Origin of the sequence: Parabacteroides sp. FAFU027 (assembly GCF_022808675.1) — a bacterium.
Taxonomy (GTDB): Bacteria; Bacteroidota; Bacteroidia; order Bacteroidales; family UBA7332; genus CAXXIC01.
Genome location: NZ_JAKZKV010000002.1, coordinates 94,463 through 109,911, shown reverse-complemented (window position 1 = coordinate 109,911; position 15,449 = coordinate 94,463). Strand labels below are relative to the sequence as shown.

Annotated in this window: 7 protein-coding genes; 4 read left to right on the top strand and 3 right to left on the bottom strand. The window is 42.7% G+C overall.

Features of this window, described 5'->3' with window-relative positions:
- Positions 1 to 118: 118 nt before the first annotated feature.
- Both MLE17_RS03725 and MLE17_RS03720 read right to left on the bottom strand, forming a co-directional pair.
- On the bottom strand, positions 119 to 3,505 hold the full coding sequence (locus MLE17_RS03725) for a pectinesterase family protein (RefSeq protein WP_243347190.1): 3,387 nt from the start codon (positions 3,503 to 3,505) through the stop codon (positions 119 to 121).
- 270 nt (positions 3,506 to 3,775) lie between these two features.
- Positions 3,776 to 5,686: a GDSL-type esterase/lipase family protein gene (locus MLE17_RS03720; RefSeq protein WP_243347189.1), complete on the bottom strand. Its 1,911-nt coding sequence runs from the start codon at positions 5,684 to 5,686 to the stop codon at positions 3,776 to 3,778.
- A gap of 348 nt (positions 5,687 to 6,034) precedes the next feature.
- On the opposite strand from MLE17_RS03720, the gene MLE17_RS03715 reads away from it, so the two are divergent.
- The 3 genes from MLE17_RS03715 (at position 6,035) to pelA (ending at position 11,087) form a co-directional block, all read left to right on the top strand.
- Entirely contained in the window at positions 6,035 to 8,380 is a 2,346-nt protein-coding gene (locus MLE17_RS03715; RefSeq protein WP_243347188.1) for a glycoside hydrolase family 127 protein, read from the top strand.
- A gap of 120 nt (positions 8,381 to 8,500) precedes the next feature.
- A complete protein-coding gene (locus MLE17_RS03710) occupies positions 8,501 to 9,511 on the top strand; it encodes a family 43 glycosylhydrolase (protein WP_243347187.1) in 1,011 nt (336 codons plus the stop codon).
- 370 nt (positions 9,512 to 9,881) lie between these two features.
- On the top strand, positions 9,882 to 11,087 hold the full coding sequence (gene pelA / locus MLE17_RS03705; RefSeq protein WP_243347184.1) for a pectate lyase: 1,206 nt from the start codon (positions 9,882 to 9,884) through the stop codon (positions 11,085 to 11,087).
- Between the two features lie 176 nt (positions 11,088 to 11,263).
- Here pelA and MLE17_RS03700 read toward each other — a convergent pair whose 3' ends face one another.
- Positions 11,264 to 11,461 carry a hypothetical protein gene (locus tag MLE17_RS03700; protein ID WP_243347182.1) on the bottom strand — a complete coding sequence of 66 codons (198 nt, stop codon included), beginning with the start codon at positions 11,459 to 11,461 and terminating at the stop codon, positions 11,264 to 11,266.
- An 866-nt stretch (positions 11,462 to 12,327) separates the two neighbouring features.
- On the opposite strand from MLE17_RS03700, the gene MLE17_RS03695 reads away from it, so the two are divergent.
- Complete coding sequence (locus MLE17_RS03695; protein ID WP_243347180.1) at positions 12,328 to 15,375, top strand: glycoside hydrolase family 2 protein; 3,048 nt, start codon at positions 12,328 to 12,330, stop codon at positions 15,373 to 15,375.
- Positions 15,376 to 15,449: the final 74 nt, after the last annotated feature.

Genomic DNA, 15,449 nt, shown 5'->3' with positions numbered 1-15,449 from the left:
CCGCGAATGTTTATTTATTGATATATAAAGTGTATTTATTGACAGGTGTAGTTTCGGGAAATAAAAATCCCCCGGTCGGGTAAACCGGGGGATGAATGAATGTATGAAATGAAACGGATTATTTATTACTTACCTTAAATACCGTTGTTTCGTTGTTTGAAATCACGCGAACGATTGCGTAGCTTTCACTTAATGGAAGTGCAACCGTAGAAGTTGTTGCTTTTTGGCTAACGAGCATTTTTCCGTTGATAGCATAGACTTCCAACTTGCATGGAGCCGGCAGGTTTGACAAGTGTAGTACGCCGTCTTTGCTGATAGCAATCACCTTCTGTTCAGGGGTGTTCATTGTACCGGTTGTCACAGAGCTGTATGTGTAAGTGTTTGATGTAGCACTTAATCCACCCATTTCGTTTGCTGCACGGACTGTGTATGTACCGGAAGCAATTGAAGAAGGAATTGAGTAGCTGTTTGCCGTTGTGAATGTAACAAATACACCGTCTTTGAAGATCGCCCAGCACAATACGTAATTGTTATCAGCCCAACTGATTGAGCTTCCATTGCCGGAAATTACCGGAGTAGTTGCTGCGTCAGTATAAAGTTTAGGCTGCCAGGTATCAGTTCCGCCAAGTACATTTTCAATTGTGTACTGAGCTGCCTGAGTTGAAGTCAGAACCGGATTTGGTGCAGGTGAAGTTACGCCGTTATAAGTGTAGCTTGATTTGCGCGAACTTAAGTCAACAGTTGCACCTGCGGATGTAGTACTGTTGTATTCGGCAAACAACCCGGGAACAACCCCCATTTCAGTCCAGCCTGCAGCTGTTGGTAACTGATTCATTTTCGTATTGATATAAACAGATTTCGGAGAATTCTGCCATGGACGACCGAGATAGTAACTTCCGTTGTTGATGCTGAATCCATCAATTGTACAGTTATTGAATACATATCCCCAGGAAGAAGAGGTTGCAGGTGCGGTGATGCAGTTACCGCTACGATTCTCGAGGTAAAGCAGACATTCATTGAAGTAGACATCGCCACCACCACAGATGAAGTCAACAGTTCCGTGGATACTTCCTCCTTCAAAGTAAAGACGTCCTGAACCAGAGTAATAGGTGTCCTGGTTGCTCAACAGGTTTACATTCTTGTAAATGTTTTTCGTTCCCTGATCCCACAAAGCTACACAACGTCCTATTGAAGTAGATCCGCTTCTGTAATCCTTGTTTTTCAGGGTCAGATCCTGTAGGTACAAATTATTGGCTGCATTTGTGAAATACATGGTAGCTGTTACCCCGATACCTTCCGCCGTATTTTGGTTGTATAGAACAACTCCATCAGAACTTTGACCGACATAAGATACATTAGGTAAAGTAATCGTTGTCATCTGATTTGCATTTCCGGTGTTTGCCCCGATGTTGTATTCTCCGTTAGGAAAGAAGATGTGGAAGCGGGTTCCTGAAGCTGAGGCAGCAGTTGCAGCTGTAATTGCTGCTTTGAAGTCTCCGTCAACACCTACTACGAAGTCAAACAGTTTCTTGGAAACGGTAGGACGTGTCATCGTAGTGAAGGTAACAGTGATTGGTGAAGTCAACGTATTTCCTGCCAAATCTGAAACTGAATTAGCCGGCAAAGTAAAAGTGTATTGAGTATTGTAATCCAGTCCGGTGTAAGGGAAGGTAATGGTTGTTCCCGAAACCGCAGGTGTTAATTGCTTGCTGCCTAATGTGCCGGCAACAGAGCCTGAGGTCAGCATCACTTTTTCGTCAAATGTCAAAACAACTTTTCCTGTTGTAGATGCATTGGTTGCTCCTTCGGCAGGAACTGAGCAGCTAAATACCGGTGCAACACCGTCATTGTAGATGGCTGCTTTTGCTGTTACGTATATATTTGAAATTGATGTTCCGTCATTTGTCGATGTTGATCCGACTACAGTTGATGTATAGTCAGGAATCCAACGGATATAAACTTTGTCAGCATGATTGGCGTCTGCCGGCAGGCTGAATGTCTGATCAACCCATGTATTCCCTGTGGATAATGTGTAAGTGCCCAACTGTGTAAAATTGGTTCCATCTAATGAATACTGGCAGTTCTGAACAGAATATGCATTGTAGTTGTAAAGCATTCCGGCAGAGATTTTTACGTCTGTAAAATCTTTTGCAGAGAAACTAATCTGATAGTAGTACTGGTCGGCAAATGGTTTCCAGTTTACGGCAGAACCACGGGCTGGCGATCCGTATCCAGCGGCAGCAACAATCGATTTGTCTAACCATGAACTTGTTGTTCCATCAGCTTTGCGGAGAATCAATGCTGATGCCTGATTGTCTGATGTTGAATAAAAATCAGCCGGACGACCGCTTGCTCCTGATTTGTAGAAATCCCAACCCACAATATAGTCAACAGCGCTATATACGGCTGTGATATTTTGGTTTTGATTCATGACAACAGGTAAAGTCGAATTTGTTTCACCGGTCAGCCAGTTATTGAAAGTCAATATTGAATTATTACTCGCTGTAAGGGTTACATTGGTGCCATCCTCATACATTGTCTGTCCATTGACTGTTGTTCCAGCTGGTGATGCAGAAATCATATACGACTGTCCACCCCCTGAAGCATTAACAGTAAGAGAATAAGTATTGATCGGTGTAAATACAGCTTTTAAAGAAGCATCAGAATTCAACGTAAAAATATAAGGATTGGAAGTTGAAACGACAGCGTCAGTATTTGCATCACGCCACTCTTTAAACTGATATCCGAAATTGCGGGTAGCTATCATTGAAATAGATGTACCTGCATCAAAACTGGTTCCTACCGGATTAGATGTAACAGTTCCAGCTGTAGTTGGGTAAACCACCGAGTTTAATGCGTATTTTGTAACTGTTACCAGATCACCTGTTAGATTGCCGTTAATAACTATATTGGTTAAGCCAATTTGTTTTGTATTTCCAAGGTTATAAATATAAATGTATAATGCGCAATCTCCGCTTGAAGCAGGGATAGATAATGAACTCAGGTCATACGTAAAATGAGATCCTCCGGCAACGTTATTATCTCTGTTTGGTTTTAATGCAGTTGCAATTGTTTTTGTTGTACCATCAGATGATTTCCATACTAAGTCAATATTGCCACCATCTGTACCATAACGCATACAGTCAAAGGTAATATTAGTCGGAGTAAAACTCATTCCTGTTGCAGGGCGGATATTAAAACTAACTAGGTTAGTTGCATCAACAGAAGCAGATTGAGTGACAGGCTGGAAACGGGTATATGTTTTATTATCATAGCCATTAGTCGTTTTAAAGGCATCTTTATAAGCAAGGTTGGATCCTTTGTCTACCCAGTTTGTACTAAAATAGTTTTCAGTCCCAGTTGTGTAGGTCGCTACCTGACCAGCAGTTCCTAAATTGAAAGGCCACGTGATAGTGGTAGTGGTGTTTACTTGTGTTGCAGCCTTCATCTGGAAGATTAGGCTGAAACACAGTAGAATCAGAAAAGAGAGTCTTTTGTTTTTCATAATGAATTAGTTTTAAGTGAGTTTACAGGATGCAAAATTATTGTCAGGGAACAGTCGGCTTGTTGAATAATTGACTTAAAAGGTGTACTTTTTTGATTCAGAGGACTGCCCGCTGTTTTTTCGGGATATAAGTTAAGGGTAATGTGAGAACAGGCTGGCTGTAGAAGATAAAATAAAAGAGGATGTCACGAGCACCCTCTTATTACTTAATAAATCAACTATGAAAATTAAATCGTATAAAAAAGATTGTTTGTTTTATATCAACTACTCTTACTCTTTAATCAGTAATTGTTTCTCAACTTGTTGCCCGTTGATTATCCTGAGGATGTATATTCCGTTTGGCATTTCCGATAAATCAATGGTTTGCAGATTATTGGTAAGCACGCTTCTGCAAATAAGCGCGCCTATCTGATTATACACTTCGGCTATACAGGCGCTGCTCAAATCGACATTGTTTAAATAGAAAACCCCTTTCGATGGGTTGGGATAAACGGTCAGTCGGTTGCCTTCTTTTGCCTGTTCAATGCCGGTTGTTTTGTTTGTCACTCTGCTGCTGATCGTAAGATTTGACAAACAAAAGTATTTGGAGGTTGCTGTCGCTGAGTACCAAGGGTAGAAACGAAGATAAAATACTTCGTTTTTTGCTACCTGCACCATGGGTTTGTATGACAATGCAACCATCGTATTGCTGGTATTTGAAGTTTTGTCTTCGAGAGTTACCGGATTGCTGAAATTTTCACTCTTCGAATACAGTACACGGTATTTCATCCCATTTCCCCCGGCAACCCCGGCATACAAGCCGATAGAATCAATTGTCAGGCTTGTTCCGGCATTTGGTTTTACCCCGAATTGAATGTAACGCGAAGTATTGATATCAATCTCGCCGGCAGGCCATGTTCCCCCAGTAATATCATTGCGCTGCACGTTGGTTACGGTTACTCCCGTCGGCCACGTTGTTATAGAAGCATAGTTTTTGAGAGTCATGCCGGTCCAGCTTTCATCTACACTTGTAATTGGTCCTGAAACTGTTGGCGTAGCATTGGAGATAAGGGGATAGTTTACCGAAGCTTTCACTCCATTTATCATCGAAAGACCGATGCCTTTAACCGATACTTTTTTGGTTGTTGAGCCATACGAAATGGAGATGGAATCGCTATACGTTTTTTCAGCAGTAGGTTGGAAATGAACAAACACATCGGTCGTACTCAGGTTTCCGCCACTATAAGGCAACTGTACCGATGATGCAAATGTTCCTGAAGCGCTTAATCCCACAGCAAAACCATCGGGTGCATTTACTGTGATGTTGCCTGATGAAGGCGACAGGCTCAGGCCTGAAACGGAAATTTTGGAAGAAGAATATGCCGAAATGTAACTTGTCCCAAAATCAATTTCGGACGGTGTTATGATCAGGCTCGGTGAAGCGTTTAGATAGCCGGTAAGGATCTTCTGTTTCAAAATTTCCTGCACGGCCAGCTGGGCATAAATCGTTGCGCCGGTCGGATTCAGGTGTGTATTGTCGCCGGGCGCATAAATAGTTGATGTAGCATTTGCAGCTCCAAGACTCTCGGCATATGCCCGGGTGAGGGCAGTATGGTCGATAAGCGGAACTGAGAGTTCACGAGCTACCGCTTTCATTGCCCGTACATAATTCAGGGTCGAATCATCCGTGGCAAGGTTGTGTCGTCCTTTATATGTAATCGTATCCCCTGCAAAGTAATTGCGCACGATAGCCGTAACTAAAACGGGGATAGCGCCCTTAGCGCGTGTTTCTTTTACATAGCTGCGCAGGTAATCCTGATAATCACCCCATGGAGCAGTTCCTTGTCCGGTAGTTGCAGGATCGGACAGCCCACCGTATTTTTCATCGTTATGGGCAAATTGAATAAAGACATAGTCGCCGGGATTAAGCGCTGTGCGCACATTCGCCCAGAGGCTGTCGGCGCCTTTATAAAACGTGCGGCTGCTGCGCCCATTGCGGGCTGCATTAACAAAATTAATATTCCCTGTCAGAAAGTTCCGGAACATCTGTCCCCATCCGCGCTGATTGGGATATACGGCAGGATCATAATCGGCCATAGTCGAATCACCGATAAAATAGATAGTCGGATCACTGGCGCTTGTCGCGCTCATCCCGATAAAGGCAATGGTGAAAATTAGAAGAGTCTTGAATAGTTCTTTCATTAATGTCTAAGGGTTTAGAGGTTGTTTGTCTAGGGCAAAGTTAGATTGAAAGGGTTTCGTCGTGGTTGACAAATTGATATATAAGATGTACTTTTTGATTTGCCACTTTGTTTTTTGATTTCAAAAAGAAAGATGCCGGTTTGCAGAGATAATACATTATGAGACAATACAAATTCTGTCAATTTGTCCACATGACGCGAGAAGTTCATTTGTAATTTTGAGAAGTCAAAATCATGTGAAAAATCATTTGTGAGTAGAATCAAACCTAAGATAAAGAAAGTTCTACGAGAAAAGTGTGAGAGATTCACAATGAACCGAAATATAGGAAACCAAATAAATAATATCATTATGAGAACATTGCACAAATGTATTTTATTCTTATTCCTGATTATTAGCGCCAACGTCAAGGCTGCCAATATTCAGGAATTCAAGCTTTCCGATGTGAAAATACTGGATGGCCCCTTTTTGAACGCGCAACAGGTCGATTTGAAATATATCCTTGCTCTCGATCCGGACAGGTTGCTTGCTCCTTTTCTTAAAGATACCGGCATAAAACCTTTGAAGGAAAATTATGGCAACTGGGAAAGTTCGGGCTTAGACGGGCATATCGGGGGGCATTATCTTTCGGCTCTGTCGATGATGTATGCTACCACAGGTAATCAAGAGTTGTTGCGACGCGTAAACTACATGGTCGACTGGCTTGATAAGTGTCAGCAAAAAAATGGCAATGGCTATGTTGCCGGTATTCCGAACGGACATTCAATGTGGACTGAAATTGCGGCAGGAAACACTGCTGCTGTGAAAAGCCGCTGGGTGCCGTTATACAATATCCATAAATTATATGCGGGATTACTCGATGCTTACCAGTACACGAACAACAAAAAAGCTCTTGATATTGTCATCAAGCTTTCAGATTGGTTTTACGATCTTTCCAAAAATCTGACCGACGAACAAATTCAGGAAATTCTGAAAGCAGAGCATGGTGGGCTTAATGAATCTTTTGCTCAGGTTGCTACCATCACCGGTAATAAAAAGTACCTCGATTTGGCCATAAGGGTGTCGCATAGAGCTCTTTTGGATCCTTTGATTCAACAAAAAGTCAAGCTGGCCGGTTTGCATGCCAATACCCAAATACCCAAAGTGATCGGTTTTAAATGTATTGCAGACGCTACTTCCAATATGGCCTGGGATTCGGCTGCGGTTTTCTTCTGGAATACGGTAGTCAACAAATGGTCTGTTTCTATCGGTGGCAATAGTGTGCGTGAACACTTCCATCCGGCGAATGATTTTTCATCGATGATTGAGACAAATCAGGGACCGGAAACTTGCAATACCTACAATATGCTCAAGTTGACTGAGCTGTTGTACCGTACTAATCCCGACACCAGGTATATGGATTATTACGAGAGAGCCTTGTTTAACCATATACTATCGTCGGAACACCCTACAAAAGGCGGTTTTGTCTATTTTACCCAAATGCGTCCACGCCACTACCGGGTTTATTCGCAGCCGCAGGAATCTTTTTGGTGCTGTGTAGGCACCGGAATGGAAAACCATGCGAAATATGGAGAAATGATCTATGCACATGAAGGCAACAACCTGTATGTAAACTTATTCATCGCCTCTGAACTCAAATGGAAAGAAAAAGGAATCAAACTGACTCAAAATACCCGATTCCCTTACAAAGATTTTTCGACTTTTAAATTACAAATGGCCAAACCGGGTCAATTGGCTTTAAAAATCAGAAAACCGGCATGGGCAAATGAGAAAGAGATCAAAATCGGGGTAAACGGAAAGTCTCTGGAATTCAAGATTGAGAGCAACTATATCGTGCTGTCCCGGACATGGAATAATGGTGACGAGATAAAGATTGAGATGCCGATGCATATCGGCGTCGAAAACCTGCCCGATGGATCTCCGTGGGCGTCAGTTAAATATGGTCCCATTGTATTGGCTGCAATCAGCGATTCGACCCATCTCGACGGATTGTTTGCTGATGACAGCCGATGGGGACATGTCGCCAGCGGACCTTATTATGCGATCAACGAGGCTCCAATGATTATTTCTGAAGAAAAGGACTTTTCTTCGAAAATTAAGCCTGTAGTTCTGGAGCATCTTACCTTCGAAATGCCGGATCTGATCTACCCGCAGCAAAACAAAAACATGATTCTCCGTCCATTCTTTGAGATACACGAAGCACGGTACGTGATATACTGGCCTGTATCGACTATGAAAGATTTTGAAGCAAAGAAACAAGCCATGGCTGAAAAAGAAAAGGCGAAACTTGTGCTTGAGAAAAGGACAATCGACCAGATTGCTCCGGGCGAACAACAGCCGGAAACCGACCATAATTTTAAAGGAGAAGAAACGAATACCGGTATAAATAACAGCGTTCATTGGCGCGATGCTTCCGCATGGTTTGGTTACGACTTATTCGACAAGCAAAAAGAAGCGACAGTGCTTCAGGTCACCTATTTCGGATTAGACAGGAAACGTACTTTTGATATTTTCCTCAATGATACAAAGCTTGAAACTGTTACGTTGAATGGCGATAAAGGCGATGCGTTTTTTACCGTTGATTATGTAATTCCCGAGGAAATCAAAAAAGCCAATAACGGTGTGTTGAAATTGAAATTTGTAGCAGCACCAAAATCTAAAGCCGGAGGAGTTTACTATATCAGGCTCATGAAATAAAAATCAATCCCAATATGTTAAGTATGCAAATTAGGTTTGGAATATTGGAAAACATCCGCAATTGACGTGGTTGAACCCTTAATCGGTATCAAGAACATGTAATAATAACAATTTTCAATCATGAAAAAAATCCTAATCTTAGCACTGGGCATCCTTTGCCTAGCAAGCGCGCCTTTTGCGCAAACAAAAAAAGCTAAAACAGGCATCGATCTGAACGAGTTTTTAGTAAATGGCGAACCCAAATTGCCCGATTTTAAGCCATTTATGGATCAGCGCATACGCGATCCGTTTATCATGGCCGGACCAGATAAGACTTATTACATGACCGGTACGTTGCCTTATAATCATGGCGACTCCACTTATAATGAAGGAATACCCCTCTGGCGCTCGAAAGACCTGAAGAATTGGGAAGACATGGGAGTTATCTGGACGTTTGAAAAGGATGGCGCCTGGCAAAAACAGTGGACAGCTAAAAACGGAAATGCCCGCCGTGCTCTCTGGGCTCCCGAAATTCATTACATCAATAAAAATTGGTACTTGGTTTATACCGTTACCGGGCTGGGTATGGGAATAATGAAAAGTACATCAGGGCGTCCCGAAGGACCATACAAAGGAGTAACCATTCCTGATGGACCCATCGTAAATAAAGGAATTGATGCTTCCTTGTTTCAGGATGATGATGGCAAGGTTTTTTTTCTCTGGGGAGACGGCATGATTGCGCCAATGAATAAAGATCTGACTTCATTTGCCGAAAAACCGACCAAAATTATACCTTCGGTGATTGATACTGTCCGGGAACATCATTATGTACAGCATTCCTGTAAAGAGTTAGATCATGTGGGATTCGAGGCTGCATTTATGTTTAAAAAAGACGGTCGATACTACCTTTCGTGCGCCGACCGTTATCACGGATATTATCATAACATGACGGTTGAAAGCACCAATATCAAAGGACCTTACAGTGCTCGTTATGTTTCTGTTCCGTTCTGTGGACATGGCAGCCTGTTTCAGGACTTTAACGGACAGTACTGGTGGACTTATTTTGGAAATGACAAGGTTGCTCCTTTCTCTAAACCGGCCATTGTTTCGGTGGAGTTCAATAAAGAAGGGCATCTGCAACCCAAACAATAGACTTGATGATCTTATGATCTGATCAGTCAAGTCTAAACGATTATATCAATAACGAAAGCGGTTTCAGTAATCCATACTGATGCCGCTTTTGTGTATTTGCTAAAGTCTGATGGTTTTAGGTTTCAGAGGAAAATTTATGAAACACACCCAGTCAGGAGTACCGCGCGGTAATTATTTTATCTTTGCGAATTTAGGGGTATGTAAGTTATTCTACCTTTTATGTCAAAATATTATCGGCATTTAGTCAACGAATTGATTACTTTGCAAATCCTCGTTCGTAAAGAATACTATAATTTCGATAACTCAATAAACCTTTTAGGTTACCCTTGATCAGATATAATGATTTGAATAGATTAAATATTTTATGAACATGACCAAAACACATTTCTCCGGCAACAAAAAGATGATGACAATCATCACTGCAATGTTTCTGACCAACAGCCTTTTTGCTCAAGAGAAGCGATCAGATCAGGCATATGCCCCTATCAGTCTGAAGCCTTTTCTGGATAGTTCCCGCCACTGGTATGGCATTCATGATGATAGCAATATCATTAATCCATCTTCTAACCAGCTCAAGTACAAAGAGACGGAGATTACAAAGATTGCGGATAATATCCTGCTATATCAGCGGAATAACGGTGGCTGGTCCAAGAACTATGACGTTCAGGCAATCCTGACACCAGCACAGGCTGATAGTCTGGTGAAAACAAAGAATATGGTGCATACCACTTTTGATAATTCCACCACCTACACCCACGTTGATTATTTGGCCAGGGTATATGCAATAACCCATTTGGATAAATACAAAGTAGCCTGTGAGAATGGAATAAAATTTATTCTGAAAGCTCAGTTTTCCAACGGAGGATGGCCGCAATATTACCCATTGGAAAAAGGCTACAGTTGTCACATTACCTTTAATGACGGGGCTTATATCGGCGTGATGGAGGTCCTAAAGAAGGTTGTGGATAACCACCCCGAATATGCTTTTCTTGATGCCAAGTTGAGTAAAAGAGTGGTTCAGGCATATGATAAAGGCATAAGCTGCATCCTGAAAACCCAGATTGAGGAAAACGGAAAACTAACTGTGTGGGGACAGCAGCACGATGAGGTGACATTAAAACCGGCCTGGGCGAGAGCTTTTGAACCGCCATGTATCTGTAATGGTGAAAGTGCCGGCATTGTATTATTCCTGATGAGTATAGAGCATCCTGATGCGAAAATAATCCGTTCAATACAATCAGCTGTCAAATGGTTTCAGGATTCACGCATATTCAATACCCGGGTGATGACGGTGCAGGCTTCTCCCGAAAAATCGAAGTGGAGAACGAGTACTACCGACAGAGTCGTGGTAAAAGACTCTCTGGCGCCTCAGATCTGGACACGTTATTATGAGTTGGGGACTGAAAAACCGATGTTCAGTGACCGGAATAGCAAGATTCTCTATTCGCTGTCAGAGGTAAGCCGGGAGAGAAGAAGTGGATACGGTTGGTACACTTATGCTCCGCAGGAGGTGTTGGATAAGTATCCGCAGTGGCAAAAGAAATGGGCTCCGGAGGAGAATCTTTTAGCTAAATGAGAAAAATAAGAAAGGCTCGCAATATTGGATTGCGGGCCTTTCTTATGATAATCAAGCTTCACTTTGTGATTCCGGGTTTGTATCTCTTTATGTCTAAACGGAGATTGATTTAATCAAATATGAAAGGGTTTTGGCTTTTAGAATCAGCCGGAAGCTTTTTTTGCCACACAACTTAATTACACCGCTTTAAAGCGAAGTGGATTGCTGTGTTTACGATGCACATTGTGCAAAAAAGTCGACATCGGGCTAACCACACTTGCATCCGGTTTCTCAGATGCACGGTTTAACTCAATCATTTTAATCCGGAGGGCAGTCTTGTCTTCCAGAGTGGATGCATTTTGCATCAGGACTTGTAGTTCTTCCAGGGTTTTCATTTTTATATTAAAGGGTTATAGGGTCTTAGCTTTACTCTGTTCAACTTGAACTCTAAACGTAGAATGTAGTATTGAGGAGAGAGGGTCAGGGTATAAATACCTTTAATAAAATCCCGGATATAAATATGTGCTCAATCCTATCTTCTTCAGTTTTTGTATGTTCCAAAGGTACTCTCCAAATCAAAAAATCAGGGAAACTATTTGGTCAAAAAAGTGAACTATTTGGTCCAATTGTCAAGAGGGCTGATAATCATTTATAAATACTGGCATTTAAATGATTAATCCCTTAAAAACGGAATGGATTATCCTTAAATACCTATCTGTAGAACAATTGAACTATCTCCTGAAATATCTTTTCTATAATGACAAATATAGGGTGATACAGGCATGAGGAGGATGCAATTTTGTACAAAATGGTGGATAATATCGTACAGAGTTCCGCCAGGATGTTGAAAAATGATTAAATGTAGATCAGACTCCTGTTATTCCATCGTTGAATGATTCGGATTAAGTCTGTGAGTCATCTTATTGCTCTTTATAACATCTGCTATTGTTTTGGAAAATGAGAGCCCGGCAACTCAACCAGTATTGCATAACATTCAGTATTAGGATAAATTGGTTGTTGCATTTTATCAGATAGACCTATGTTGTTCATTGGAATTTCCCTTTATGATAGAATGTCAGAGATGATGGGTAATGCGTGATTCTTTCTGTGAATTCTATAATTGAAAAGGCGCCGCAAATACGAATTTATTTTGTCCCTTCAATTTTGAGGTGAAAGTATCAGAATTCACCAATACAATACCAATATTTCACCTTCAAATCATGAGGAAATTAATTCATTTGCATAACAAACCAAGCTTATTATGAGAAAACGATTTCTGCCACTGTACCTGTGGCTTGGATGTTTACCGGCGACACTCTTTTCCCAAAATATAAGGGAGATTGACTTGAGTAGCCTCGATTGGAAAATATCCCTCGACAAACAAGCCGAATGGCAAAATGACAAGTTATATCTCCCACCGGTTGATTTGAAGAAATTACCGGTTCATCTCCCTTCCGGAGGTTGGGCCGCTTTGAACCAGATGCCGCAAAAGACGGTTCACCTTCCCGCTACGGTGGAGCAGCACTTTTGGGGATATAATGGCTCCACGTTTGGCGTTACGGGGAATTATACCGGCGTTTCCTGGTTTACCACGCAGGTGAATGTGCCGGCAGAGATGAAGGGAAAACGCATTTTCCTGAATATAGAGAGCGTCAGGTTTCGGGCCGAGATATTTGTCAACCGGCAACCGGCTGGTTATGATGTGGTTAACAGTACACCTTTTCAGGTCGATATTACCGATGCTGTTGAATATGGGAAGGTAAACGAGATTGCTTTCCGCATTACCGACCCAAACGGGAATTTCAACTGGAAAGATTCGCAAAACTACATGTGGGGCGATTACCGTACGATACCTTCTCACGGATTCGGTGGCATAACCGGCAAAGTGATGCTTTCAGCCAAAGATAAAGTTTATATCGAAGATGTCTTTGTCAAAAACAAACCCAGGGCAAACGAAGTAGATGTGGAGATTACCACACAAAATAGTCTGCCAGTAAACTCTACCGGAACTTATACCCTTGAAGTGCGTGAATACACGGGGCAAAAGCTCGTTTACACCAAGAACTATCCGGCAACGGCTTTTTCTTCGGGGGAATCTGTAAAGAAATTCACCATATCCCTGCCTGAAGCGAAGTTGTGGAGTGTGGACTCTCCGAATCTTTATGACCTGACAGTCCGGTTGAAAGGCGAAAAGTCTGACGATGTTTTCAACCGTCGCTTCGGTTTTCGCTGGTTTGAGGTCTATGACAAAGATGGCAACCGTGAGTTCCGGTTGGATGGCAAACGTATTGTCCTGCGAACCGCAATCTCGTGGAGCTTCTGGCCGGATAACGGTATTGTGCCTGACGATTCGCTGGCGAAGAAACAGGTGATGATAGCCAAACGCCTCGGCCTGAATATGCTCAACTTCCATCGTACCATCGGGTACACCAATGTGCTGGATTACGCTGATGAATTGGGGTTGCTCTACTTTGAAGAGCCGGGTGGAAATTCATTTCCGGTTAACCTCTTTTTCTCAACAGACAGTATTGGGAAAATGCAATCGGATTTTTACCTGAAAGCCCGTACGGAGAAACTTAGCCGCATGGTGAAGCGGGACCGTAGTCATCCGTCGTTGATTATCTACAACATGCACAACGAACGGAGTGCTGCTCCTCAGCAACCTGATTATGATGAGATGGCCACCGCTCATCGTCTGGACGAAACACGTATCCTGACCTATAACTCCTGTAACGGAAGTAATCCCGTTGAGAAACCGGATGCTCATTTCAAAACTCATCTTTTGCCCTATGACAGCACATTTCATGATGTGGGCTGGTGGGATGAACATCATGCCGGTGGCCCTGGAGTTTACCATGATTTTCTCTATAAAAATGCGACCGGCTATCACCGGGGTAGCGCGAATAAGAAAGAGATTGTCTATTGGGGCGAAGAAGGAGCAATCGGTACACCTCCGCGGTTAGAGTTAATCCGGAACGAAATACTCAAAAGCGGTAAAACCACCGGTTGGGAGGCCGATGATTATCTCAAATGGTACGATGCTTACGATTCGTTCCTGAAAAACAACCCCGGATTCTCAAAAGCTTTTCCTTCAGTGGACGCTTTGACTAAATCAATGGGGAATGTATCCTATTATTATCAGGGCAGAATGATTGAGAATATCCGCATCAACAACGTGGTGGACGGTTATGCCGTGAATGGCTGGGAAAGCATGAAGCTGGAAAATCATTCCGGCATTGTGGATAACTACCGTAACCCCAAAGGTGATGTAGAACTGATTGCCCGTTACAATAAGCCGCTTTACGTGGCGGTAAAGATGAACCGGAAAGTCGTTGAGGTTGGAAGTAATACCACCGTGGATTTCCACATTGTGAATGAAAAGAATCTGCACGGAGGTTATCAACTTAAAGCAACCGTTACCGATGGGTCTGGATACAGTGTTTTGACAAAAACATTCGCAGTGAAGCTTAGCGGTGGAGACGTTTACGGAGAACTACTCAACGCCGGATGGAATGTGCCTGTAACCAATCCCGGTTATTACACCGTGAAAGCCGAACTGATAAAAAACGGTAAGGTTGTAGCAGCAGGGGATGACCAAATCCTGGGTATTAGCGTAAATAAACCCATTACTGCTCTAACCGGAATGGTGGCTGACACCACTGGAGTACTTTCCCGGTTTCTTTCGGCAAAAGGCATTCAGACAACGGAATATAAGTCAGGAACACCGAAAGGCGATTACCTGCTGGTCGGGGGATTTGAGCCACAGCAATGGGGTTCCGGTATTTCAGATATCATGGAATGGGTCTATGCCGGGCACACCCTGATTATAGTGAATAATGCAGAGCGTTGGGCTGAGTTTCTTTCCGATAAAGAGGTGTTGGATTACCGGGGAAGCAAAAAGCTGGGGACATCCTGGTATGGAGGCAATTTCTTTGTGAAGGAGCATCCGTTGTTTGACGGCCTTCCTCAGAATTGTGTTTTCAACTGGGAATACCAGTGCTTTGCTACCTATAACCGCAAACGCACAGGCCTGCGACTCTTCAATGGCGAGACCGTTGTAGGATGCGTCTCTGACCATAAGAAAGAGGTCTATTCCGCTTTGAGTGTTATTCCTGCCGGAAGGGGAAAGATTGTCCTTTGCGCGTTGGATATTTTCTCCTGTATTCAGGATCTGAAGCCGGTGAAGAAGGTGACCGATATTGATGGTGAGAATGCATCAATGAATACTTTTAATACCTCGGGAGCGAACCAGTCAAATGTTGTCGGACAACGACTGCTGATGAATATGATTAAGTTTGCGAGTAGATAAAAGGAATTCATCCTTATTGGAAAATGGTTTCAGTATTGTCTGAAGCCGTTTTTTATAGCATCACGCGGAACCGT